At 40.5% G+C, this 26,378-nt stretch carries 20 protein-coding genes; 11 read left to right on the top strand and 9 right to left on the bottom strand.

What is annotated here, in order from left to right:
* Window positions 1–4 precede the first annotated feature (4 nt).
* The 4 genes from PP182_RS04490 to PP182_RS04475 all read right to left on the bottom strand — a co-directional run bounded on the left by PP182_RS04490 (window position 5) and on the right by PP182_RS04475 (window position 5,852).
* On the bottom strand, window positions 5–2,620 hold the full coding sequence (locus PP182_RS04490) for a M14 family metallopeptidase (protein ID WP_272650141.1): 2,616 nt from the start codon (window positions 2,618–2,620) through the stop codon (window positions 5–7).
* Between the two features lie 135 nt (window positions 2,621–2,755).
* Entirely contained in the window at window positions 2,756–4,030 is a 1,275-nt protein-coding gene (locus PP182_RS04485) for a Gfo/Idh/MocA family protein (RefSeq protein ID WP_272650140.1), read from the bottom strand.
* Between the two features lie 61 nt (window positions 4,031–4,091).
* On the bottom strand, window positions 4,092–5,021 hold the full coding sequence (locus PP182_RS04480) for a formylglycine-generating enzyme family protein (protein WP_272650139.1): 930 nt from the start codon (window positions 5,019–5,021) through the stop codon (window positions 4,092–4,094).
* Between the two features lie 123 nt (window positions 5,022–5,144).
* Entirely contained in the window at window positions 5,145–5,852 is a 708-nt protein-coding gene (locus tag PP182_RS04475; RefSeq protein WP_272650138.1) for a TVP38/TMEM64 family protein, read from the bottom strand.
* Window positions 5,853–6,017: 165 nt separating this feature from the next.
* Between PP182_RS04475 and PP182_RS04470 the strand changes: the two genes are divergently transcribed.
* The 5 genes from PP182_RS04470 to PP182_RS04450 all read left to right on the top strand — a co-directional run bounded on the left by PP182_RS04470 (window position 6,018) and on the right by PP182_RS04450 (window position 10,925).
* Window positions 6,018–7,574, top strand: coding sequence for an arylsulfatase (locus PP182_RS04470; protein ID WP_272650137.1), 1,557 nt, complete (start codon window positions 6,018–6,020; stop codon window positions 7,572–7,574).
* Between the two features lie 32 nt (window positions 7,575–7,606).
* A complete protein-coding gene (locus PP182_RS04465; protein ID WP_272650136.1) occupies window positions 7,607–7,783 on the top strand; it encodes a hypothetical protein in 177 nt (58 codons plus the stop codon).
* 38 nt (window positions 7,784–7,821) lie between these two features.
* Window positions 7,822–9,225 carry an AGE family epimerase/isomerase gene (locus PP182_RS04460; protein WP_272650135.1) on the top strand — a complete coding sequence of 468 codons (1,404 nt, stop codon included), beginning with the start codon at window positions 7,822–7,824 and terminating at the stop codon, window positions 9,223–9,225.
* Window positions 9,226–9,364: 139 nt separating this feature from the next.
* Window positions 9,365–9,577 (top strand): hypothetical protein, encoded by a 213-nt coding sequence (locus PP182_RS04455; RefSeq protein WP_272650134.1) that lies wholly within the window; start codon window positions 9,365–9,367, stop codon window positions 9,575–9,577.
* A 343-nt stretch (window positions 9,578–9,920) separates the two neighbouring features.
* Complete coding sequence (locus PP182_RS04450) at window positions 9,921–10,925, top strand: DUF3500 domain-containing protein (RefSeq protein ID WP_272650133.1); 1,005 nt, start codon at window positions 9,921–9,923, stop codon at window positions 10,923–10,925.
* 50 nt (window positions 10,926–10,975) lie between these two features.
* Here PP182_RS04450 and PP182_RS04445 read toward each other — a convergent pair whose 3' ends face one another.
* Window positions 10,976–11,635, bottom strand: a complete 660-nt coding sequence (locus PP182_RS04445; protein ID WP_272650132.1) for a DUF7103 family protein — start codon at window positions 11,633–11,635, stop codon at window positions 10,976–10,978.
* 158 nt (window positions 11,636–11,793) lie between these two features.
* Here PP182_RS04445 and PP182_RS04440 point away from each other — a divergent pair, with 158 nt between their 5' ends.
* Window positions 11,794–13,089 (top strand): alpha/beta hydrolase family protein, encoded by a 1,296-nt coding sequence (locus PP182_RS04440; protein WP_272650131.1) that lies wholly within the window; start codon window positions 11,794–11,796, stop codon window positions 13,087–13,089.
* A gap of 27 nt (window positions 13,090–13,116) precedes the next feature.
* Here PP182_RS04440 and PP182_RS04435 read toward each other — a convergent pair whose 3' ends face one another.
* Genes PP182_RS04435 through PP182_RS04425 form a run of 3 tightly spaced genes read right to left on the bottom strand, consistent with a single transcriptional unit; the run spans window position 13,117 to window position 18,380 of the window.
* Complete coding sequence (locus PP182_RS04435; protein ID WP_272650130.1) at window positions 13,117–14,568, bottom strand: c-type cytochrome domain-containing protein; 1,452 nt, start codon at window positions 14,566–14,568, stop codon at window positions 13,117–13,119.
* Between the two features lie 4 nt (window positions 14,569–14,572).
* A complete protein-coding gene (locus tag PP182_RS04430; protein ID WP_272650129.1) occupies window positions 14,573–16,033 on the bottom strand; it encodes a DUF1501 domain-containing protein in 1,461 nt (486 codons plus the stop codon).
* Window positions 16,034–16,037: 4 nt separating this feature from the next.
* Entirely contained in the window at window positions 16,038–18,380 is a 2,343-nt protein-coding gene (locus PP182_RS04425; protein ID WP_272650128.1) for a PSD1 and planctomycete cytochrome C domain-containing protein, read from the bottom strand.
* A 292-nt stretch (window positions 18,381–18,672) separates the two neighbouring features.
* Here PP182_RS04425 and PP182_RS04420 point away from each other — a divergent pair, with 292 nt between their 5' ends.
* The 5 genes from PP182_RS04420 (at window position 18,673) to PP182_RS04400 (ending at window position 25,198) form a co-directional block, all read left to right on the top strand.
* A complete protein-coding gene (locus PP182_RS04420) occupies window positions 18,673–18,957 on the top strand; it encodes a hypothetical protein (protein WP_272650127.1) in 285 nt (94 codons plus the stop codon).
* A 291-nt stretch (window positions 18,958–19,248) separates the two neighbouring features.
* The gene (locus PP182_RS04415) at window positions 19,249–19,728 is read left to right on the top strand and encodes a hypothetical protein (protein WP_272650126.1); all 480 of its coding nucleotides are present in this window, start codon (window positions 19,249–19,251) and stop codon (window positions 19,726–19,728) included.
* An 83-nt stretch (window positions 19,729–19,811) separates the two neighbouring features.
* Window positions 19,812–20,591 (top strand): prohibitin family protein, encoded by a 780-nt coding sequence (locus PP182_RS04410; protein ID WP_272650125.1) that lies wholly within the window; start codon window positions 19,812–19,814, stop codon window positions 20,589–20,591.
* Window positions 20,592–21,387: 796 nt separating this feature from the next.
* A complete protein-coding gene (locus PP182_RS04405; protein WP_272650124.1) occupies window positions 21,388–22,599 on the top strand; it encodes a site-specific integrase in 1,212 nt (403 codons plus the stop codon).
* Between the two features lie 193 nt (window positions 22,600–22,792).
* On the top strand, window positions 22,793–25,198 hold the full coding sequence (locus PP182_RS04400; protein WP_272650123.1) for a S8 family peptidase: 2,406 nt from the start codon (window positions 22,793–22,795) through the stop codon (window positions 25,196–25,198).
* Here the strand turns inward: PP182_RS04400 and PP182_RS04395 are convergent.
* On the bottom strand, window positions 25,195–26,214 hold the full coding sequence (locus tag PP182_RS04395; protein ID WP_272650122.1) for an AAA family ATPase: 1,020 nt from the start codon (window positions 26,212–26,214) through the stop codon (window positions 25,195–25,197). The genes PP182_RS04400 and PP182_RS04395 overlap by 4 nt on opposite strands.
* Between the last annotated feature and the right edge of the window lie 164 nt (window positions 26,215–26,378).

The following is a 26,378-nucleotide window of genomic DNA, read 5'->3' as shown; positions in this document are numbered from 1 at the left end:
ATCCTTATTCGGAAGCACCCTCATATAAGGCATTGAATATTAGTTTATACGTACCACGGGGTTGCGCTCTAAATTGCGGTCTAAAAGCAAAGAGAATCACGGAACCTTCCCCATAACTTACCTTTACCAGAGCAGGTTTTTTAGCAATGTATTTATCCTCGCCCATGGCCCAACCGCTCATCAATAAATCCTTTGGGGCATAATTGGCAATTACCTCAACTTCCGGTGCTGGGGCATCTTCAATATCTTCTTCGCCCCCTTCTCCTTTTTTACTTTGTTTGTCAATTTTAAAAGCGCGACTTCGGTTAAAAGAAACGGCTACCGTATCCTGCATACCAAAGGCCAAAGGATGTTTGGTGTCTATCCCTGTCTTGATCAGGGACCCGGGAATAAAAAACTCTTTACTATCGGCACCTTCTGTGGCATCGCTTAAAGGCAACCCGAATTGTTCAATAACATAGTTGCTCGCTGCATCGAAGGCAATCAATGTTCCACCTGCCTTTACATATTTGCTCAAGGCTAGGGAGCCTTCGAGCCCAATTCCTCCAGTAAACTTTTCTGGCATTTCCAAATTCGTATGTCCATGTAAAATAGATTTTGGTCGTTGCGATGGTATGATCAATGCATCATATTGCGATAAATCAACGGTTTGAATATCCTTATCATGAAGTGTATCCATTTCAAATTCATACTCATCCATCACAAAACGTGTCCATCCTTCATCCATATTGGATACCCACGATTTATAAAGTCCCACTTTGGGAAGGTGAATTTTGGTCAATTCAATTTCCGGTTTATCCGAAAGCCCCATAATTTCTAATCCGTAGGAATCAGCTAATTCCTCTAAGGATGCGCTCCCTCCAGAAACGATGTAAGAACCAGCGGGCAAAGTTGTTTTCCCCACTTTTAAGGATGCTTTTGTTTTATAGGCCTTACCACCCGCTTTTAAGACCTTATTGGTAACAATCACAGCAGCATTGGAGTTGGCACTAAGGGCATATCCGAACGAGGCTTTTCCATCTACATCTCCTTCGTAATAACCTGCAACTGTTGTCACCTTTTCGGTAGAAACGTCAAAGGACTCCTTTATCTTATCTACGGTAACTCCCATCTGCATGGGCAGGGTCCATCCCGCTAAGTCGTATGGTGTATCCGGTGGTCCTCCTGGATATTGAAAACGTGTTGGGTAGTTCTGTTTTTCCATCAGATCCATGAGATAGGGCCTAAAAGCTTGGCCTCCGTAGATGATATAAGAACCCTTTTCGTATTTCCTATCGCCGATGGTAAAGCTTTTGGTCGCTTTTTCAATTTCTATCCCTCCTTTTAGGAGTACGTTGACCAAATTGACCGACTCAAATGCATCCCATTGATCCTTTCCGATAACATAAGCAAAAGGGCCTTCAGTTTTTGATTTCTCAATGGCGGAGGCTCCCATCTTATAAATGTTGTACAGATAATTACTCTTGCGGTCTGCTGCCAAGTCCAAAGTAGCCCAAGTAGCAGTCAGCATATAATCGACCGCATCCCTAAAATGGGATTCCCCACCTTTCCAAGGATCTGGATACATTATATCCGTACCATCTGTAGGGGTGCTTCCCGCTACTGTTTTTGGTAGTTTTTCAGGATCATAAAATCTGGGCGTAGGTGTCGTATGTCCTGTTTCCGTTAGGATACCTATCATATTATGGTAATAAGGAACCGTACGGCCACCACCATTCCAAAACATGGTATAGAAATTATCTGCAATGGCACCGGGCATATCTTCCAAGGAAAATCGTTTGGACATGGCCGAACCTACTTCGCTTACCCCTGCCGTAATAGCAGGATGTATTTTAGGGTTTACGGGATCCGCGTAAGGTGGTATGGAAATCTTAGTCCAAGAAGGAGAAGATTGGTGGTGATTATAAACAATCTGTGGATACCACTCATTATAAATGACCTTGGTCACATTATAGGTTTCTGGCATGGTATTCATGAACCAATCCCTATTGTTATCATGCCCCATATAATAATGATATAAAATTGGAGGGCGGGAGGTCTCATAAGGGGTACCCATGTTCTTTCTATACCAATCTACCACAATATCCAATCCGTCGGGATTCATTACCGGCATTAAAATAGTAATGACATTATCCCTGATTTTTTTCATTTCCGTTGTCTCAGAAGTAGCCAAGGTATACGCCAGCTCGGAAGTCATTTGACCGTGGGCCAACTCTGTGGAGTGCATCCCACCATCTATCCATACTACCGCTTTGCCTTCTTCCGAAAGTTGCACGGCCTCTTTATCCGAAACCTTAACCCGGGCCAATTTGGTACTTATGTCTTTCCATTTGTCCAAGTTGGCCAGGTTTTCCTCACTTGAAATGAACAGGATATACATCTTACGCCCCAAAACAGTAGTTCCTATTTCCTTGATTTGAACCCGATTGGAAGCAGCGGCAAGCTTGCCTAGATAATCCTCTATTTGTGCATAATCTGCCAATTTATAATCATCCCCGACCTGGAAACCATAAACATCTTTTGGAGAGGGAACTTGCTGTGCCCAGGTTTGGAATACACATGCCAACGTTAGTACAAGAGTCGTACATAGGACCTTGTACCCTTTAATTTTTGAACTCATTTTTTGAATTAGTTTGATTTTGAACAGAAATTTAAGCATAACATTTGAGGTAATAAAGTGTCAGGCCCAAGGATTACCATTGGGAACGGTCCTTTTTATAAGTTCATGATTCTGGGCAGCCTTTTTTATCAGATTCTACAAAACCTTTGTTTTTCCCGGGGTAGGGATTTCATAATACCCATCTGGTTTTGGCATTACCGGTGGTGGCGTATCCCAAGTCATTTCATCTGGGACTATCTGGTGAGTAGATTTTATGGCATCATCCCATGTAATTACCTCCCCGCTATACGTGGCCATTCTCCCCATGATGGCAGTCAATGTACTTTTGGCTCCATATTCTGCATTATTCAGGACGCTATTTTCACGAATAGCTTTGAACAATCGATTATGCTCCTCCTGATAGGGATTATGTCCTTCGGAACTTTCCAATTTGGCAATTTCATTTCCTTCTAAGTCATAGATCAATGCCGCAGCGGCATCATTGGTATTCACGAATCCCTTAGTACCCTGAAACTGCTCTGCCACTCGGTTGTACGTGCCCGGTTGATGCCTACATTGACTGGAAATGACCGCTCCGCTCGGATAGGTAAACTCTACAAAATGGTGGTCGAATATTTCTCCATGTTCCTTACCGGTACGTACCTGCCTTCCTCCCATACCCTGGGCCGAAACGGGAAACTCATCCAAAAACCAGTTCGCCACATCGATATTATGAATATGCTGTTCCAAAATATGGTCACCGCAAAGCCAATTGAAATAATACCAATTTCGCATTTGATATTCCAATTCGGTATACTCCGGTTTACGTGGCCTTACCCAAACCCCGGCACTGTTCCAATACACCTGGCCGCCGACCAATTTTCCTACGACACCCTTTTTAATTTGTTCCAACACTGCCAAATAGTTCTCCTGATATCTTCTTTGAAGCCCTACGACCACCTTTAGGTTTTTATTGCTTGCCTCTCGGGCATATTTTAAGACTTTCTGAATACCGGGAACATCTGTGGCCACAGGTTTTTCCATAAATACATGCTTCCCTTGTTCCACGGCATAGGCAAAATGGGTAGGTCGAAACCCCGGAGGGGTCGCTAAAATGACCACATCGGCCAAATCGATGGCTTTTTTATAGGCATCAAAGCCCACAAACCTATTTTTCTCCTTTACCTTGACTTTGCCAGAATCCTTGTACTTCTCATACAGGTTATCGTAGCTAGTAAGCAAACGGTCCTCAAAAGCATCGGCCATAGCCACTAATTCAATATTATCGTCCGCCTGTAGGGCCTGGTTCGCCGCTCCGGAACCTCTTCCTCCACATCCTACAAGGGCAACTTTAAGTTTCTTTTCGTTAAAGATATTGTACATGGCGTTGGACTTTAAGGAAGGGGCTAAAACGATGCCCGCGGATGCCATCGTCGTTTGTTTAACAAATTTCCTGCGTGTGTTTTTCTTTTGTTCCATTGTATTGTTATTATTAATTTACAGAAATCCAAAATGAATTGTCATCTTGAATGTCCGGTGGTTTTATGGGTCTAACGATTCTAAATCCAACAAAGGCTGCATCGGTGTTCCACCATTTGCTTTGTGGAAATTGTGGGTCCCTTACTTTCCAGATAAGGTCTGAACCTATCCGTTCAAATGACCGTAAACTTTCAGCTTTATCTTTATAGGAACCTCCTCGTACCACGGTAGGATATGGTTTTGAAACTGGGTGTAGTATTTGTTCGCCTTGGTAGGCCTCTTTATGATATTGGTCCAAGGTCCATTCGGCAACATTTCCATACATGTCATAGAGTCCCCAAGGATTTGGTTCTTTTAGCCCGACTTCTTGATAGCTATCATCACTATTATCTTCAAACCAGGCATACTTTCCAATTTCCTTTCCGTCCTCAAAAAAATAAGGAGATTCACTGCCTGCCCTAGCGGCATATTCCCATTCCGCCTCTGTTGGAAGTCGGTAATAGACGCCCGTTAAGGCAGAAAGCCATTTACAAAATTGGGATGCCCCTAAAACAGTAACATTACCCACGGGCAGCGAACCCTCTGAGCCCATGCCCAATCCCATATCCACGTAAGGAATTGTGGCACCAATGACGGCATCTACTTCAGGAAGCATCTCCTTGCTTTTTATCGCGGAGGCATCCAGCTCCCTTTTTAAAAACTCCCTGTAAAGCTCCCAGGTAATCTCTTTGGACGACATCCAAAATCCGTCAATAGCAACTTCTCGCTGAGGGTGGGCATTTTCATCTTCTGGGATTTCACTTCCCATCATAAAGGTTCCGGAAGGAATTGGAACCATTTCAATCTGTAACGCACTACCTGGTAATTGTTGGGTATACCCTTTAGGTTCTTGGCTTAACGAAAATAGTAAGAACAGGCTCAATATTAATTGAAAGGATTTCATGTATTGTTGAAAAACGCTAGATGGTTCCTAGTAAATATAAGAAAGTATCTGTTTTTTGAATGGTGAATTCTAGAATGAGTATAAATTCTTGTTGAATAACAGCAATCAATAATCCCGGGATTATTATTTATCCCTCAGTTTTTTGTCCCACCAAACATATAGGCCGAAGGCGACCAAACTCACCAGAGAACCCCAGAGTAACCCTGTTTTTAATCCGTCCGTGGAACCCCCGAAATAGGCAATAAAGAGGGTCAAAGGGGCAATACCCACCAAGGTCGCCCCGATAAACTTCCAATAGCCCATCTGCAAAAGTCCACCTACAAAACTGATCGCATCATTGGATAAAAAAGGATTGAGGCGCGTCATAATGACCGCCCAAAAACCATAATCGTCCAAAAAGTCTTCTACTTTTTGCTCCGATTTCTTTCCTATAATTTTATTCACCAAAGAGCTTCCAAAGTAACCCCCGATTAGGTATCCTACTGAAGACGCAGCAAATACTGCTGCGAAAATAATCAGACTTCCCCAAAGAGGCCCATAGGCCAAAATGGATACCACCATTAATAATACCGTAGGAATGACCAATAGAAACATTTGAGCTATCATAGTCAATACCAGAACTACAGGACCCATCCATCCAAACCCACTGACCCAAGATTTTATGCGTTCCTCATCGTCGCTCGTCAGAACGTCCCAGGCTTCATTAAAAAAGGATTGTACTTCGGGGAAAACAAAATAAGAAACGACAATGCCTACCACCAGAAGCAGGGAGATGACCAAGGGTAGTTTACTCTTTTGGTCTTCGGATGGTTTTTTTTCTTGATTTGACATATTGCTTATTTTGTTTTGGTTCCTAAGGCATCAAACAAATCATTTTATGATTGATTCAAAATATATCGATTTTTTAAGTTGATTATTGACTCAAAACTTAATACTTGATGTTTTAACCGTGCAAAAAAGTTTTTTAGTAGCTTGTAGACACAGAAAACATAATCCATGAAATCAACCCTTTATCTTCTGCCCGTTCTGTTCCTATTGCCATTAAGTTGCAAAGAGCAAAAAACCGAGGAAACCTCCGCTACAGTTAAGCCAAACATCATTTACATTCTTGCGGATGATTTGGGCTATGGCGAGCTTGGTGTTTATGGGCAGGAAAAAATCGAAACCCCAAATATCGATGCCCTGGCCCATAACGGAATGTTGTTTACCCAACATTATACCAGTGCCCCGGTATGCGCCCCGGCCCGCTATATGTTGTTGACTGGAAAGCATTCCGGTCACGCATTTATACGCGGTAACGATGAGTGGGGCGTGCGGGGCGATGTCTGGAATTATAGGGCGATGGCCAAAGATTCTACCTTGGAAGGGCAGCGACCCATACCCTCGAATACCGTTTTGCTACCACAAAAATTGAAGGAGCAGGGATATACCACGGGAATGGTCGGAAAGTGGGGCTTAGGCGCTCCACATACAGCGTCTATCCCTACCAAAATGGGGTTCGACTTTTTCTACGGCTACAACTGTCAGCGGCAGGCGCATACCTATTATCCCCTGCATCTCTACCACAATGAAAACCGGGTTCATTTACAAAACGACACCATTGCCCCTTCCACTAAATTTCCGGATGGAACCGACCCCAACGACCCTGAAAGCTATGCCGATTATACGCTTACGGATTACGCTCCCGACCTGATGTTCGAGCAGATGGTCAACTTTATTTCTGACCAACAAAAAAATCCTTTCTTTTTCTATTGGGCTACGCCCATACCCCACAATGCCATACAGGCACCTCAACGCTGGGTAGACTATTACAAGGAAAAGTTTGGTCCCGAAGAACCCTATCTTGGGGACAAGGGCTATTTTCCACACCAAAATCCCAGGGCAGGATATGCCGCCATGATTTCCTATTTGGACGAAAACGTGGGCAAACTCATCGCCCATCTTAAAAAAGAAGGCCTTTATGAAAACACTCTGATTGTCTTTAGTTCCGATAATGGAGTAACATTTACCGGAGGTACAGATGGTGAATTTTTCAATAGCTCTGGTCCTTTTGGGGAGGAACGCGGTAAAGGCAAGGGGTTTGTATATGAAGGGGGTATTCGTGTTCCTATGATTGCCAGTTGGCCCGGCCATATAAAACCTGGCACACAAACGGACCATATTTCGGTTCAGTATGACCTGATGGCTACCTTGTCCGATATTGTGGGGGTTGAAAAACCTGCCGATACGGACGGTATCAGCTTTTTACCGACCTTGTTACAGCAAGAAGGGCAACAACCTCATGATTTTCTCTACTGGGAATTTCCAGAATACGGTGGGCAAGTAGCCATACGCATGAACGAATGGAAGGTGGTGCGACAACACCTAAAGGATGATGAAGATCCTACCCTGGAACTGTACAATCTAAAAACCGATTTGGCCGAAACGAACAATGTAGCGGAAGAACACCCAGAGATTTTGGAAAGGGCCGCTGCTATTTTTGAAGCCGAACACATTAATGCGGAAACCGAACGTTTTCGGATTCCGAAGATTGAGCGTGGGTTGTTAAAATAAATTAGTCATTTGTATTGTTTATAAAACCTAAAATGTCATTTCGAACCGAGGGCAACGAGCGTGAGAAATCCAAAAACGAGACTCCTCGTTGTCCCGATAGTTATCGGGACGCTGTAGGAATGACAAAAAGGAGCCAGCCGTCATTTCGAACCGAGGGCCACGAGCGTGAGAAGTCCACCAAAAAAAGGGCCTTACATTTTTTGGAATAATTCATTAGCTTTATCTAAGATCATCCGTACGCCAAAATATGATTTTAGTCCGCACTTACCTACTACGTAATTCCTATCCATTTTTAGTCCTGTTCGTATTGCTCCTATCCTTTTCGTGCACGGAAAAAGCAACGAAAACCACGGATACCAAAAAAGAACTGCTTTCAGAATTCGAAGCTTCCTTGGATACCTTGTCGAACGTCTGGTATCCCAAGACGATTGATAGTACAAACGGAGGGTTTTGGTCGGATTTTGATTATAAATGGGACAAAGTAGGCCCACAGAACAAAATGTTGGTGAGTCAGGCGCGGCATGTTTGGACGGCCTCCACCTTGGCCCTGTACTATGATGACCCCAACTACGAACGTATCGCAAAACATGGCTTCGAATTCTTAAGGGACGAAATGTGGGATGAGGAACACGGCGGTTTCCACACCCTTTTGGGTATCTCTGGAGATTCCTTACAATTGCTATCATCAGGGAAGAGCGCTTATGGAAATTCCTTTGCCATCTATGGACTGGCCACCTATTACAAAGTTTCAAAAGATACCGCAGCATTGAATATGGCAAAAAAAACCTTCCAATGGTTGGAGGAACATGCCCATGATCCTGAAAATGGCGGCTATTTTGACGTGTTGCAAATGGATGGTTCATGGATGTTGGAAGTCACCGAAAATGATAACACTTATGATAATTTTATAAGGAAGGATTGGAAGGACCAAAACTCCTCCATTCATCTCATGGAAAGTTTTACCGCCCTGTATGAAGTCTGGCCCAATGCCTTGGTCAAGGAACGCTTAGAGGAACTTTTTTTGTTGATTCGGGATACGATAACTACAGAAATAGGCTACTTGACCCTGCATTTACAAAGGGATTGGACACCTGTCTCCTATAAAGATTCTACGGAAGCCGCTCGAAAAGAAAACTTCTTCTTGGACCATGTCTCCTTTGGTCATGATGTGGAGACCGCTTTTCTACTCTTGGAAACCTCCCATGTGTTGGGAAAGAAACAGGATTCCGTTACCATGAAAAAAACAAAAAAAATGGTGGACCATGCGCTGGATTGGGGCTGGGATGATGCAAAAGGGGGATTTTATGAGGGGGGTTATTATTGGGATAACAAGGACAGGACCATAGAGGACGACCGAAAAGTATGGTGGACACAAGCGGAATGCCTCAACACCCTTTTATTGTTATCCAAATTGTATCCCGAGGAACCAAAATATTATGAGTTGTTCGAGAAACAGTGGCACTATATCCAAAGCTATTTATTAGACCAGACCTATGGTGGTTGGTACGACGCTGGGTTGGATACGAGCCCCGAAGCCAAAAAAAGGGCCAAGGCCCAGATTTGGAAGGTCAACTATCATAACACCAGATCCTTGATCAATGTCATAAAAATGATGAAGGACGAGTTCGAATTGACCGATACCCACGAATAAACTCTTCGGGTACCGGTAGATTTGGACGTGTTGACTCCTCGTAAAAAATGGATTGCGTTAATTTTAGTGTTCCAATACAACGATTAAAATTTTTCAAAATCTAAATTTGAAATATATTTGGTGCTTACCCAAACCTACCATGACCGATAACATTAGAAAGCTGTTCAAACAAATGGACGAAAGTACTAGGGAAGAAGCGCTGCTATGCCTTAAGGACGAGTTTAAGCTCCGGAGCAGAAAAGGGATTAAATACGAATGGATAATCGGGGGCCGTATTCCAGAGGCCTACCAAGAGCGAACGGTAGCATTGTTCCAAAACCTGCTCAGAAAGCAGGAGGTTAATGCTAATTGACTATTAGAAAGCCTCTAAGAAAGTTCTTTCCAATTTCCACCTACATATTTTACACTGCATTCATTGTTGAATTATTAATTAACAGAATTTAGAACGGAGTATCCTTTATGCCAAGAAAAAATAATACGCAAAAGAAACTCTAATATTTTTTTAAAAAAGATGGGGGAACCGAATAGAATTATTAATTGACCCATAAAATAAAATTGGCAACATGTAATAAGTTTCTTGCTAATTTGAAATCGATACACCTCAGGAAAAGGACATACTGCACATTTGCTAAAAGTATTTAAAAATCAATATCTTACAACAACCTAATCATTAGGTAACTTAAATTCATAGTAAGATGAAAAAAAGTATCCTTACACTGTTGGTTGCCGTTTTTCCCTTTTGGGGATTTTCCCAAGATGTAACCATTGCCAAGCGATTTATAAATTCTTTGTCAGCAGAACAAAAAGCAACCATTGTTCAAGATTTCAATGCGGACACACGAGATGATTTTCACTTTTTACCTTGGAGTTCCTTTGAGCGGCAAGGACTGCCCTTAAAAGAACTTAGTACCAACCAAAAAGCCTTGGTGCATCAATTGCTTCAATCGTCCCTAAGTGCGTCCGGGTATCAACAAACCACCGAAATCATTGCTTTAGAAAAGGTATTGGCGGCCAGTTCCGGCGATCCCGTGTATCGTGATCCGGAACGGTATTATGTTTCCATTTACGGAAATCCAGCACAGGATGATGTATGGATGTGGACCTTTGCAGGGCATCATATATCGCTACATTTTACCACTGTAGCGGATAGCGTTTCGTATACGCCAAGGTTCTTTGGTTCCAACCCTGGACGGATTTCGGAAGGGGAACGGAAAGGTTTTAGCCCTTTGGTAAACGAGGAAGATTTGGGGTTACAACTTATAAATATGCTCAACAAGGAACAGCGAAAGAAGGCCATTTTTAATGAAAAGGCCTATAACGATATTGTGAGTTACAACAAACCAACTGCGGAAAAACTAGCCCCAGAAGGCATATTGGTCGGTAACCTAACCAACCCACAGAAAAAATTGCTTATGGACCTTATTTACGAATATGCCTCCACAATTCCTGCCGAACAGGCCATGAATCGTATGAGCAGCATCCGCAATGAAGAAATGGACGAGCTACTGTTTGCTTGGGCGGGGGCCACAACCCTTGGAAAAGCACATTACTACCGCATACAAGGGAAAACCTTTCTGATTGAATTTGACAATAGTCAAAACAACGCCAACCATATACATTCCGTATGGCGGGATTTTGATGGAGATTTTGGCAGGGACTTGCTAAAGGAACACTACGCCAATCATAAACATTCGCACTAAGTTTATGGATTAACTATAGGGTTTGTATAAAAAACTAAACCTACATATAGTTAATGTATCCCAACTTTTTTCTCCCGTTCATCCCGATGCATGGACTCTGCAATAAAATAGACCGCAATCAATAAAAGTCCTGCCCACTCTGCCCATAATAGGGAAAAAGGATTATCGTTTTTCCAAATAACATACTCTAGCAGAAAATGAACTCCCAGGGACAGGAGGGTAAGGGTGCCAAGAACATCGCCCCAAGTATTCAGCGGAGTTTCCCTGGTCACTATCATGGCCAAGGCACAGCCTACAAAGAATATAATGGCAAAGACATAATGTAATATGGTGTAATTTTCATGGTCAAAAAAGAGCACCCCGAACAAAGCCAGACCAAAGATAATATTATACCCTTTCCCAAAGCGGCTTTCCGCTTTGGAAATCTGGGCAAATTGTTGTACCCCCAGATGTTGCGCACCATTGAAGATGAAAAGCGCCCCGGCCAAGGTCAATAAACTTCCAAACCAGTAGCTCCTTTCCATAAACACATAATTGCTAATACTATCCCGTAGGCCTTGGGTGTAACTATCGTCCACTATAAACAATATGAAGGGTGTCAGTGTCAATACCGCAGCGATAAAACGTTCCAACTTGGCAAAGTGATTAACTTTCTGCATCGTTTCCTTGCCAGCTTCCATTACCGTACTTTTCATTTCCTGCATGTTCATAGGCTCCTATTTATTGTTCTTTGACCTTCAATATCTTTAATTTCTGTTTTTTGAATTTTGTAAGGTATATCCGTTAAAGACTGCACAATTGATTTTAGTACGCACACCGACCAACGGACAATATTACGTATCTTGATTACCCAACTAAAACTCCGTTCATGAAAGGTAGAAAAAACTATTCATTACCATTTTTGGTCATTTTCATTCTTATGCTATGCCCTGGAAGCGCGATTATCGCACAGCAAGATTTTCTTTATGGCGATCCATTACCAGATGCTCCCGAACTTTCTGCTCGTGGCGAACATACCATTGGGGTACGTACCTTGAAGTTTGTCCATAAAGACCAAATTGATATTTTAAATTCTAAAGGAGGTGAAGATCCACTTTATGACCGACCTTTAACTGTTGAAGTTTGGTATCCTGCTGAAGTCGCTTCTAACACGGATATATCAGTCACCTATAAGGAGGTGATGGGCACACGCGGTGATACTTTGCGCCCTTTAATTCCCTTTACCTTTAAGGGAAGGGCCGTGCGGGATGCAAAACCAAAAACATCTAATGGTAAGTTTCCATTGGTCATTGTTTCCCATGGCTATGTAGGCTCACGTTACTTGATGACCTATCTGACCGAGAACCTAGCTTCAAAAGGGTATGTAGTGGTAGCCATAGATCATACGGATTCTACGTTTAGGGATGCAAATGCCTTTTACAGCACCTTATTAAATCGGGCCAAGGACATCAAATTCGTTTTAAATGAAATGGAAGGGTTAGCTAATCATCCTCTCGGAAAAATTATAGACGTGGACCATACGGGTATTGTTGGTTATTCTATGGGAGGTTATGGCGTTTTAAATGTAGGTGGAGCTGGATACAGTGATGCGGCCGCCGGCTTCTTTGGACAAATGACAGGAGGTAGTACGGCTATTAATAGCCTCATTGCCAGTAATCCTAGTTACCAAAAATCTATAGATCCACGTGTGAAGGCCGTAGTTGCCTTAGCCCCATGGGGTATGGAACGAGGGGTATGGGATGCGGAAGGTTTAAAGGGATTGAAAAAACCAACCTTGTTCGTTGCTGGGAGTCAAGATGACATATCGGGATACGAAGATGGAATCAAGGCCATTTACGAAGGGGCCGTCAACGCGGACCGATACCTCCTTACCTACAGGAACGCTAGGCATAATGTGGCTCCGAATCCACCACCAGCAGCATCTTTGGCGCCTGGACTTAACATCAATGAATATTATCGCTATGCGGATTCCACTTGGGATCAACGAAAAATCAACAATGTAAACCAACACTTTATCACTGCCTTTTTAGGCACGCACCTAAAAGGACAGGACAACTCCAAATTCTTGTATATTCCAGAAAATTCCAATGCGGCAGATTGGCCCGGTTTTAAACCCCGTTCTTCTACTGGAATGGAATTGTTGAAAGCTAAGGGCTTGAAATAGGAAGACAAAAAGAGCGATTTACTAAGGCTATTCCAATTGATTACTGTTCTTTGTTTTCGTAATGGTATCTTTTGCGACAAAGAATGCGTTCGTCTTTTCATCTATACCATCGTTGACCAAAAGGCTTGGCCTTGCTTTTTGTAAATCGGACAAACTATTTTCGGTAATAGAAGTTTTCCAAAGATAAAGTCTATTTAGGCTAGGAAGTCTCTTGAATATAGGAACACTATTGTCCGTAATAGAAGTTTCATAGATTTTTAAAAATGACAAATTCTTAAGGTTCACAAGTTTTTCTACCTCGGTATCGGAAATCGGTGTTTTATCAATTTCCAACCACTCTAGATTGGAACAAGTGGCAATAAAAGCTATTTCTTCCTCGCCAATAGGGATGCCGCTTAAATCGAGTTCTATAATATTACTGGCAACCCGTTGAAGGTCGGTTATAGGCTTGGAATCATATTCTGGAGGAAGATAAAAATCTACACTTAAGGCATTAGAGTTGCTGGCCATCCTTTTTATGGTCAAATAGTCAGAGGCTAGTATTTGCAAAGTGCTATCCGCTACTTTGGGTAGTTTTGCCCATTTTTCCATAGCATTGGGCTCCATCAGACCTTTTATTAAGCTTACCAAAGGTTCCGACTTGTTCAGCTGTTCCAAGCGAAGGGTATCTGAAGCTCCTAGGGCAATCCATTGTTCCAATATGGAAATCTCATTCTCATTCAAAGGTGTTTTGCCCTCTGGTGGCATATGTTCCTCATCGTCTGCAGGTAAGTGTAGCCGTTGAATAAGCTGACTGTTTTCAGGATCACCGGGCACCAATATGTTCCCACTCTCTCCTCCTTTTAAGAGTGCATCGAAGCTTGTCATCAACAATTGTCCCTTTTTTTTATTTGGATTATGGCATGTTACACATTTATCGTCCAATATCCGTGTCACCACATCTGAATAAATTACTGGATTATCCGGTATCTTTTTGTTTCGTTTCTCTATTGGAAGTGCCAAAAAATCCTCGCCATGGGTTATCATTCCCCCATAATGTCCTGTAAAATATATACCTCCGATTAAAACTACTTGAATGATTTTTGTGAAGTTGCTTTGTCCCAACTGTAAAATTGACAAGGCATACCAGAGTGCCGAGAGCAAGGCCACCGAACCACCCAGCCATTGGTGCCAAAGGAGTAAATCACCTTTTATCAGCGTATCCTTGCCTAGAAAAAATCCAGAAATAGCAGTAATTAATGCGGATACTACCGCTATATTAAGTAGCGTGGTAGAGACTTTTTTTCCGGTTAACGATAAAAAAATCGAGATAAGTAAAAAAACTATTGGAAAATGAAGTACTAATGGATGCCAACGGCCCAACCAAGAAACCAATCTAGGAAGTTCTATATACGACTCAAAAAGCAGGCAAAATAATAGGAACACGGAAAGACCTAACACAAGATAATTTACCCAGCGGTTTTTAGAACGGTATTCCATTGCGTTATGCTAAAAGGTCTTTAATAACATTGCCCGCAACATCCGTTAGCCGAAAACGCCTCCCTTGATATTTATAGGTCAGTTGTTCGTGGTTCAGGCCAAGTACGTGCATTAAAGTGGCGTGAAAATCATTAATATGAACTGGGTTTTCTATGACGTTGTAACCAAATTCATCGGTTTTCCCATAATTCAAACCAGGTTTGATGCCTCCACCGGCCATCCAGATACTGAAAGCCCTAGGGTGATGGTCACGACCGTAATTTGAAGGGTCAAATTTTCCTTGGCAGTAATTACTCCTGCCAAATTCTCCGCCCCATATAACCAAGGTATCCTCCAACATGCCACGTTGTTTTAAATCCATCACCAAAGCTGCAGACGCTTGATCGACATCTTTCGCCTGCCCGGCCATTTCATTGGGCAAATTACCATGCTGATCCCAACCTTGATGATAAAGCTGAATAAAGCGCACACCATTCTCTGCCAATCTTCTTGCTTGGAGGGCATTAGCAGCATAGGTTCCCGGCACCTGGCAATCTTCCCCGTAAAGTTTCACAATTGATTCCGGTTCCTTGGAAATATCCATTACATCGGGAACGGACATTTGCATACGGTATGCCATTTCATATTGTGCTATACGCGATTCTATTTCATCATCCCCTGTTTCCACATGGTGCAATTTATTAAGTTCCGAAACCTCGTTCAGCAAATCACGCTTTACCGATCTGGAAATTCCATCGGGATCGTTCAAATAGAGGACGGGGTCCTTTCCTGATCTTAGCAATACCCCTTGGTGTTTTGAATCGAGAAAACCACTAGACCAAAGTTTTGAATATAAACCTTGGCTATTGCCCTTCCCTCTGGAGGTCAACACAACAAATGAAGGAAGGTTCTTATTTTCACTACCAAGCCCATAACTCATCCACGAGCCCATACTTGGACGCCCAGAAATCTGGCTGCCTGTTTGAAAAAAGGTAATGGCAGGGTCATGATTGATAGCTTCTGTGTGCATACTGCGCACTACCGTAATGTCATCCGCTATTTTAGCAATATGTGGGAAGTAATCACTGATCCAGGTTCCACTTTGTCCATGTTGATGAAAATCTATGGCAGGGGGCATTAATGGAAATTTATCTTGATTGGCGGTCATGCCAGTCAATCGCTGTCCATTGCGAATGGACTCAGGAAGGTCTTCGCCCATACGTTTTTGTAGGGTAGGTTTATAATCGAAGGTCTCCAATTGCGAAGGTGCACCAGCCTGAAAAAGGTAAATAACTCGTTTTGCCTTAGGTGCAAAATGAGGTGTCCCCAAAGGTTGATCAGCCAATTCCGTAGGACCGTTTTTGAAAAGATCGGGAATTAGTAAAGAGCCTAGGGCCAAGGAGCCAATACCTACACTCATTTGTGAAAAAAAATGGCGCCTATTGACTTTTAATGGGTTTTCCTTTTTGTTTTTTTCTTCTTCCATAGTCCTATTCTTTTGTAATGGTTTCGTCAAGATTATAAATTACCTGTGCCGTAAGCATTAGGGCCGCTGTTTCTGCAGGATCAACATCCAATTGTTTATAATTCCCAACAATCACCAATTTTTTTGCATCTTCAATAGCATTGCGATACACTTCCAGTGCATTGTAGTAATACGTATTAAGAGCTAATAATTCCTCTTTTTTCGGCGAACGAACGAGAATACGTCTAAAAACATCGGTTACATAATCTGGATTTCCCGGCGTATCCCTAATTATACGTTGGGCCATTACCCGAGCAGCTTCTAATATTTGAACGTCGTTTTGAAGAACCAAGGCCTGTAGTGGCGTGTTGGTCTTTTGACGGCGCACTTCCGAAAAATCACGGGTGGGTGCATCGAATATGGTCATATTCGGCGGTGGCAGTGTCCTTTTCCAAAAAGTATATAAAGATCGACGGTAAAGGTCGTCACCTTCGTCTGGAATATACTTCGTTAACACCCCACGGTCACCTCCGGCATTGGTTTCTTCCCAAAGGCCTGCCGGTTGATAGGGTTTAACGCTCGGCCCACCAATTTCCCTATTGAGAAGCCCGCTTGTGGTTAAAATATAATCGCGTATCATTTCGCCGCTCATTCTAAAACGAGGTGCTCGTGCCAATAATTTGTTTTCTGGATCCTTATTTTTCAAATCGGGGCGCAACTCAGATTTTTGCTGGTACGTTGCGGAAAGCATTATTTTTTTAAGCAAGTATTTGATGTCCCAATCGTGTTCCATGAAATCTACCGCCAACCAATCGAGTAATTTTGGATGGGATGGAAGACTGCCTTGTACCCCAAAATCTTCAGAGGTCTCAACAAGACCTTTACCAAAAAGCATCCCCCAAATACGATTGACATAGACCCTGGCGGTTAACGGGTTTTTTTTGTCGGTCAACCATCGTGCAAGCCCTAATCGATTTTTGGGCAAATCATCGGAAAATCTATAAATCGTTTCGGGTGTATTGGGTTGAACCGAATCAGTTGGCTGGTCGTATTCACCACGGTTTAATACAAAGGTAGTTTTGGGAGCCGAATCATTCATTACCATTACATTGATCTTGGGCGTTTTCTTCATGTTGATAAAGGAAAGTACGTCTTTAGTCTCGTTGGCCGAAATCTCAATATAAGGTGGGTCGGCAAAGAATTTTTGATTTTTTGCCTGCACGGCATCCATCTGTAAACCCTTTTCATCAACTTGATTAAAAAAGGCAAACATTTCAAAATAGTTTTCTTGGGATATCGCATCGTACTTATGATCATGACAACGCGCACATTCCAAGGTAAGTCCCAGAATACCTTTTCCTAAGGTATTGGTACGATCCAGCACATAATTGGTACGGTACTCTTCTTGAATGACTCCTCCTTCTTGCGTAATTGGATGGTTACGGTTAAAACCTGTTGCCAAAATTTGTTCTTTGGTGGCATTGGGCAACAGGTCGCCCGCCAATTGCCAAGTTAGAAATGTATCATAGGGAAGATTATTATTGAATGCATGTATAACCCAATCTCGCCAAGGCCACATGGTTCGATAACTATCATCTTGATAGCCGTGTGAATCCGCATAACGGGCAACATCCAACCAAGATTGCGTCATGCGTTCCCCATAGGCCGGCGAAGCCAAAAACGCATCGATAATCCTTTCAATATTATCCTTGGATCGGTTGGCTAGAAGCTTTTGCACCGTTTCGGGGTCTGGAGGCAGTCCAATTAAATCAAGACTTATTCTACGTATCAAGGTTTCGTCTGACGCTTTTTTCGAAGGTCTGAGCTTATTTTCTTCCAGTTTCCTTAAAATAAAATCATCAATTTCATTATTCCCCCAATTGGATAATTCGGTTTCGGGTAAATATGCTTTTTCTGGGGTAAGGTATGCCCAATGCTTCTCGAATTTGGCACCTTGCTGGATCCATTTTTTAACTAGTTTTTTCTCATACGAATTTAAAGCGAGTTTTGAATCGGGCGGTGGCATCAACTGATTGGGGTCATCAGAAATAATGGACTGGTACGCCTTACTTTCGCGCAAATTTTTCGGAACTATGGCAAAATGCCCCGGGGATTCCGAAAGTTCCGATAGCGCCGTCTTTTCCAAGTCCAAACGAAGTCCGGCCTTACGCTTATTGGCATCCGGGCCATGACAAGTATAACAGTTATCCGAGAGTATAGGTTTGATATGAAAATTGTAATCAACCGTTTCCGGAAGTTTCAATACAGTATATTCATCTTTTTGTATCTCAAAAGCCCCTTTTTTATAAGCGAAGAGCAAACCAAAAAGCCCGACTAGAACAACAATTAAAGTAATTTTATATTTCATTTGTAATTTTAAGGCGCTAAAAAAGTAAGCTCTTTAAATTTAATCATTTTCAAACGATACAGCCATGTCTTGTTTTGCCGGTTTTCTTTGAATTTTTTTGGACAATATTCATTAAAACAAGCTGAGAATACTTTTTAATTTACTCATTTACAATTGCATTTCAGCGCCTCTTTTTTTCTGGACACCCTACTTCATATATGAGCCTTAATACAGAAAGTATGGCAGCAAACATAGCTGAAGCTTACTAAATTTAATTTTACAGACCTATTTATTCTTTTCGTATATCTATGAATTGGAAGCAGCAGCTAAAAATCTGGATGTGCGACTGGATTCAGAAGGTTTTGAAGATGTAATGCTTGCCTTTGATCTCGAAGGGTCTCCCCTTTCTGCAAAAGCTACAATTCTGCGCGCCATTGAACGCAAGGAAAATAGAGGGGCACATGAAGGTACCGATTATGTGGAGACGAAGTCTGAAATGAAAGTGAATTTTGTTTCAAAATTAGATGGTAATAACAAACTAGCAGTAACCAAGAAAGGTATTGAGCCTAAAAGTCCTGCACTTAAAAAAGGTAATTGAATCAACAGATTTGATACAGAATCCTAAAGGAAAGTTACTGGAGTGATTTTTGGCAGTTCTTATTCGGATTCCCAAAGGGATATCTTGCTTTCCTATTAAACAAAAGGCATATCGCATACTTTTTTAGAGCCCAAATTATAATGGGATTGCTGGGCAGAATAGTAAGTCTTATGTAGTTTTACATACATAAAATATATTTATACTTATTATAATATATATAAATAATAATTTATGATTTATATATCGTAATTTTAATTAGAAGGAATAATTAATCTTTTAAAATCCGAGACTATGAAGACTATATTTTCACTTTTGATATTTCCAATTTTAGTACTTGCTCAACACGACCAACACCAAAATGCACCTCCAAACATGGAACTGCAATTAAATTTTACTATGGAATCTACCTATGGAGAGGAAATGGATTCTCAAGGCCAAATTAATGCCACCGTGGAACTTTTTATCACCTTAGAGGTACAGGTTTGGGAAATAGAAATAAATAATGGAATATCTCAGCCCTTTTACGAAGAGCCGGTAATAAACTTTTTACCTAAACATCTAAATACTCTTTCTTTAGTTGGAATAATGCCTATGACTATAGATAACAGAAAACCCCAAGAAGATTTGAAGCGTTTATTGGCTTTGAACGACCCCATGTTTCCCAAAGAAGATACGTTGTTCGACTGGTTACATCCCACCAGATACCAAAAATATAAACTAACCGGCACGGAAATCATACCTCAAGGATTTGGACCACGTATCAGTATATGAACCTATTGACCGACCTAGAATCAAAAAACCCATATTAAGAACATAATCGGGTATCAATTCAGGATTTAAAATTAACTAGAAAAATGAAAAAGAAATTTTTAATATTGGGAACAATGGTCTTCCTATTGACAAGTTGTGCGATAATCAGACCAGGGGAGACCGGGGTTAAGCAGACATTGGGTGAGTTTTCCGATGAAGTAATTACCCAAGGTACCGTTTTTTACAATCCTTTTGTAAGCAAGGTAATTAAGGAGTCTACTCAAACAAGCAATATAAAATTAGTTCTGAGCTTGCCTAGTAAAGAAGGACTAAGTGTGGAATCTGAGATTTCCATCCTATATCGTTTGGAACAAAGCAAAATTCCTTCCGTACTGACAAACCTAGGTCAGGAATATGAATCTATAATCACGAGTGTTTTCAGGTCCGCTTCCTCAGATGTTTGCGCTAAATTTTATGCAAAGGATATGCATTCGGGGATGAGGGCCACTATAGAAGAGGAAATCAAGGTCAAAATGGAAGATAACCTATCCAAACAGGCCGATGGCATCGAACTTATTGCTGTACTAATGAAAAGTATTCAATTGCCTATGGGCTTAGCCAGTTCTATAGAGCAAAAATTACAGGCCGAACAGGATGCAATGCGAATGGAATTCATTTTACAGCAGGCAACCTTAGAAGCAGACCGGAAAATAATTGAAGCAAAAGGTGAAAGAGATGCTCAAAAAATTCTTTCCGAAGGGCTTACCGATGAGCTTATACAGATAAGAAGCATTGAAGCTTTTCGTGAACTTTCACGGTCTCAGAACAGTAAGATTATTATTACAGACGGTAAGACCCCTTTACTAATAGAGCCCAATCAATAATAAGAAATCACAAAGAAAGGCAATCTACAAAGTGGAGTTGTCCAAGCTGAAATCTTCAAAGATAGTTTTAAACCACCACCGCCATCAGGACAAGGCTTAAATTTGAGATAGCAGTAACCAGAAAACATGACTATAGAAATTTACATTATAATTTTCATAAAAGCTCTTGCTAGGGCATCATAGGTATTGTGAATTACATCATGTACTGGTTACCGCTACTCAAGGTGGTGTCTAAATGATATTGATATGACTAAACTAACAAGCATAGGCTTGCCTACCACTATGGGGCTATAGCTCATCTTGAGCTCCTGAACAACTAAAGACCCCAACTTAAAAGAAGAAGTAAGTATACATTAAGTAAACCAACACTTTATCACTGCCCTTTTAAGCACCCACCTAAAGGCAGAGGACAACTCGAAGTTCTTGGATATTCCAGAAAACCCCAATGAGATGGATTGGCACGTTTTTAAAACCAAATTCTTCAACAGGTATGGAATTATTGAAGGCAAAAGAGTTGGAGCATGAAAGGGTTTTTTTAGTTTGTTGAGCTAATTAGTGAAATAAAAAAAGTCCTCACGATTGTGAAGACTTTTTATCAAACCGTGGTCCCACATGGGCTCGAACCATGGACCCCCTGATTATGAGCAGCTTTTTTTAGTTATCATAAATTTTCATTTGGTTTCTTATGTGTTGATTTTCAATATTTTATGAATTTTTTCTTTTCATTTAGAAGCATCAATACTACCTTTAAATGACCATTTGTTGTACCTATGTTGTACCCAAAGCACCGCTGAAAATGATTAATGTACGTACGGTTTTAAGAAAAAAACAGCTTTCTGATGGAAGTTATCCAGTATGCCTTCGTGTGACCAAAGATAGGCGATCTAAATACTTCAAGACCATTTACAATGCCTTTCCAAAAGAGTGGAATGAACGCACCGGTTCCTTTAATAAAAACCACAGCAATTTTATTCAGGACAATCGGTTATTGTTAAAATTTCGGGACAGGGCCTTAAAAGTAATTGCTGAGTTGGAAATGGAGAAATCCGATTTCTCTTTGAGGGAATTCGAACATAACTTTAGGCTGGCATTCAATCCTATTAGAAGAAATGTTTTTGACTTTTGGGATGAAATAGTGGAGGAGTTGAAGCTAGCTGGCAGAATGGGCAATGCCCGTTTCCACAACGATACCAGTAAATCAGTCCTTAGATATTTAAAGTTTGACAAAGATCTCTCCTTTACGGATATAACGCCGGCCTTTCTTGAAAAGTATGAGGCCTATCTGCGTTCACGAGGTGGCACAGATGGCGGTATTGGCGTAAGGATGCGCTCCATAAGGGCATTGTACAACCATGCCATCAGAAGAAATATCGTAAAGGAGTCCCTTTATCCCTTTCGTGCATACAAAGTCTCCAGGTTGAAAGGAAGGGGTGCCAAAAGGGCCCTTACCTTTGAAGAGGTAAAACAAATAATCAATGTTGACCTTTCTGAAAACCCAGAGCTTGTGAACAGCAAAAACTATTTTGTTTTTAGCTTCTATACCAGGGGGATGAACTTTGCCGATATGATGAAATTGAAATGGAAGGACATTAAAGGGGAAAATATCTACTATACCCGTTCTAAGACCAAGGGGAATTTCACTATTAAAATCCTACCTCCTGTTCAGGAAATCTTGAATTATTATCGCAAAAATTCATTGGGCTCAAAATATGTCTTTCCCATTTTGCTCCATGATGAGCTTACCCCAAACCAGATAGAGAACCGTAAGACCAAAGTTCTTAAAAATTACAACAAGGATTTAAAGGTTATTGCAGAATTGGCTGAAATTGAAAAATCTGTGACCAGTTATGTAGCCCGACACAGTTTTGCCAACTGCCTTAAACAAAAAGGTGTTGCAACAGATGTAATCAGCGAATCATTGGGTCATCAAAACATGGCCATAACCCAAGCCTATTTGAAAGAATTGGATTCATCTGTTGTCGACAAAGCAATAGAGGTTCTACTATAGGTTATTCCAAATAGCATTTAATATTTTCATCTTTGTCAATTAAAATAACATTTGAAAAATTGCTTGAATTAGTTAGTTTTATTATTTGAAATCTGCTTCTACAATTCCCCTAATATTAGAATTGCAGAAAGTTATTTTAACGGTTTTCTCTAGAAATTGCCATAAAACTGGATTCATTTAAAGATGCAAGAATATGCCTAATAGACATACATATTTACAAAATGAAGGAAAGGAGAATAACGGATTTAAAAAAACTCGGGGCTTTTCAAGCAATCAGAACCCTGATGCAGAACGAATTATCAATAGAGCAAGAATCGCAGGTCTTTATCAAGATTTACAACAATACGATGCGGCTATAGGAGCTCGAAATGAACGTCGAACGATTAATTTCCCCTCTCATATTGATTTATTATGGATTCATTTTTTTGTGCCTTACAACGACGACCTAAGAAAAAAGTTTTATGCTCGGTATGGGTTATTGCCACAAGCGTTTAACGCCTTTAACAAGTCAGTTTTATTTGAAGTAGTTGATCAAGGAGCTTTTGAACAATTTCAGGAACACTTAACTTATCTCAATAACCAAGATACCGATGTCCCTTATACTCAACAAGATTTTAATTTAATAGCCTTAATTGATCATTTCGAGTTCCTTGATAATCGAATAATTGTACCAACCACCGAGGGTGCAATATTTAATTTAGTTAGCCCTAGCCAGAAAATTGCCATAACTCAGCAAGAGCGTTTGAATAAGTACCTCGATGACGCACGGATTAACTTTGATTCTAATCAGTCAGGTGATTTATATTTTATTCATCAATTAACTGAAGGGCAGCTTCATGAAATATCTGACAATTTTGATGTCGTACAGGCCATAACTAGTTCCCGACCCTTGACTGTTCGTCCTGGTACTTTTGGAGAACTACGAATGTCCTATGGTTTTACAACCACTATTATAGACAATCTTCCAATTGTGGGTGTCATTGATACGGGTGTTAATACTATTGAACCATTTGAAGGCCTTATTTTACCAACAATTAACATCACTGATCACCCGGATCAAGATCAGTCTGGTCATGGAACACTGGTCGCGGGACTTTGCATTTTCGGTAGTGAATTGCCCGCCACTGTTCAAGAAGAATACCAAGCGAAATGCCGAGTATTGCCGATAAAAGTACTCCACCATGATACGGATGCCATTAATTTCCCTGCAATGCTCAAAGCTATTCGACAAGCAAACAATCAGCATGGCGTCCGAATTTTCAATATGTCCTTGACAATGGCCTTGGTAAAGAATTACAATGAGACATTCTCATATTTCGCCTATGAATTAGATAAATTGTCTCATAGCTTGGATATTTTGATTTTTATATCAGTAGGTAATTTTGATAGTGTTTCGCTACAAGAATTATTGACTACAGATTACCATCAAGACCATGACTATCCAACATTTTTTTATTGTCCTAATTCAACTTCACCGGTCCATCGTTGTGAGAACACTAATATATGTGTACCTTCAGAATCATTAAATAATTTATCAATAGGCTCCTTAGCTGGAAATTATCAGCAGAATGACCATACGGATATCTCCCCATCTGCAGACCATCCGGCTTTTTATTCCAGAAAATCACATTATGATTATAATCGGGACGTTAACAATAAACCTTTATTAAAACACCAGAAGAACAAATATTTAAACAAACCGGATTTAGTAGTCGAAGGAGGGGATCTACACCATTCAGATTCAGGAATTGAAGTTTTAACGAACCCGGGGCACTATTATACTAAAACAGCTGGGACAAGTTTATCTACCCCATTGATTTCATCTATGGCTGCTGAGTTAATCAAGTCCTATCCAAGCCTTAATATGCAATCCATTAAGGCCCTATTAATAAATAGTTCGGACTATTTTAAAAGTGGTAAGTTTCCCGAATTTGCTGGAACAGACCCTTTGCTTAAGAAGCTTGTGGGGTTTGGGAAACCTAACAAAGCTCATAGTCTAGAGGCGGATGATAATAGTATAATAATGGTATTGGAAAAAATAATTCGAAATGATCAATTAATAGCAATTCCAATCAATCTGCCAGAATATTTGTTAACCGCAGAAAATAAATTAATAATAAATATTACCATGTCCTTTAAGTTTCTTCCAGATAGAGGAAATCATTTAGCTTATCTTCCTTTACATATAGGATTTAATCTTGTTCAAAATAAACGAGTTACTGATATTGCTTTAAGAAATGCTGATCATTATAAAATTAAGAGTGGATTTTCTTGGAGTGAGGATCATTATGGATTAGAAAATGCTTTGTTTTCAAACGTCCAAAAAAAAGAGTACCGCCTGCAACCATCTGATATTGTTGGGCTAGATGGCAGTATGGCCATTGCCGTTCGGTGCGTAAGCAAGTCCAATATAGACTCTCAGTTGTTACATCACTATAGAACTGCAGAGCATCCATTTTCAATTGTAATTACTGTGACAGAAGAAGTCAAAAATGAAACTGAACATAATCTATATGAAGAAATGCTTGCATGCAATAACTTAACAATCATTCCAGAAATTGATATTTCCGGAGAAGCAAATCTTGAAACTGAAAATTAGCTCTTTTGAAGTGTTCTCTTTTCTTGTTGTATCAAGTCTAGCCAGATATTAGTATTCACAACTTTGGCAATATTTTTATTATCTATCTGATTAAATAATGTGCGTTTAATTGCATTGATCAGTGTTTTCTGAATACTATAATAGCTTAAACCTGAACACATCTCAATAATATTGCTCAAATCAACATCTTTTGGCAAACGGAATTGTCCATTTTTAAGGGTCAGATTAATCAATTCCCCTATTTTCAAAGTGTCGGGCAACTCAAATCTTAGATTTAAATCAAACCTGCGGACCAAGGCTTCATCAATCATTTTTTGTTGATTTGTTGCTGCAATAATTACTGATGTAGGTGGAAGATAATCGAACAATTGAAGAATTGTATTGACCACTCTTTTCATTTCACCATGATCCTGGTTATAATCTCTCACTTTTCCAATTGAATCAAATTCATCAATGAAAATTATGCAGCTTTCCTGAGTCGCTTTTCGGAATATTTTCATTAGATTTTTACTTGTTTCCCCTAGTTTAGAAGAGACAATTGCCCCTAAATTGATAATATACATGGGCTTATTCAACTCTCCGGCTATCACATAGGAAGCTAAAGTCTTACCACACCCTGAAGGTCCATGTAATAACAACTTATTCGATATGGTCAAATTGAATTGCTGTAAAAAATCAACTGACGAATTTTCTCTAATAAAATGACTTAATTCCCTCTTAATATCTTCATCAATAACTAAGTCTTTTAATCGATATTCAGACCTTAACTTATCAATGACCAATTCATCAATTTCCCTTTGAGTTTGCTGATTGAAATAATGATTAGTCCCTACTCTTGTTAATTGACCTGACTCGCGTTTTGCATGCTTGACAAGTGACTGTAATTGCATGGCCATATTGATTCTCTTACTATCTTTATAATAGGAAATAATTTTCTGAAGAGAATCCATCAAGTTCTTTTGATCATTCTCCAGTCCGTATTTTGCAATTTCCTTTATATAATCAATTTGTCCCATGCCCTCTGTAAGTGATGCAAAAATAGAAGAAGTTTAAAAATTACAACCACCTATCCTTTAGTTTATCTAACGATAAAATATAGCCTTTTCTTGTAAATATAAAAGATTTCTTGCTCGGAAACTAATGTTTAATCTTGAAAGACTTGGCTTCAGCGTAGGCCTCC

The sequence above is a fragment of the Maribacter sp. PR1 genome (assembly GCF_028464145.1).
Lineage (GTDB): Bacteria > Bacteroidota > Bacteroidia > Flavobacteriales > Flavobacteriaceae > Maribacter.
Note: the sequence above shows the minus strand (reverse complement) of the source record. Positions and strands in the feature narration are given on the sequence as shown.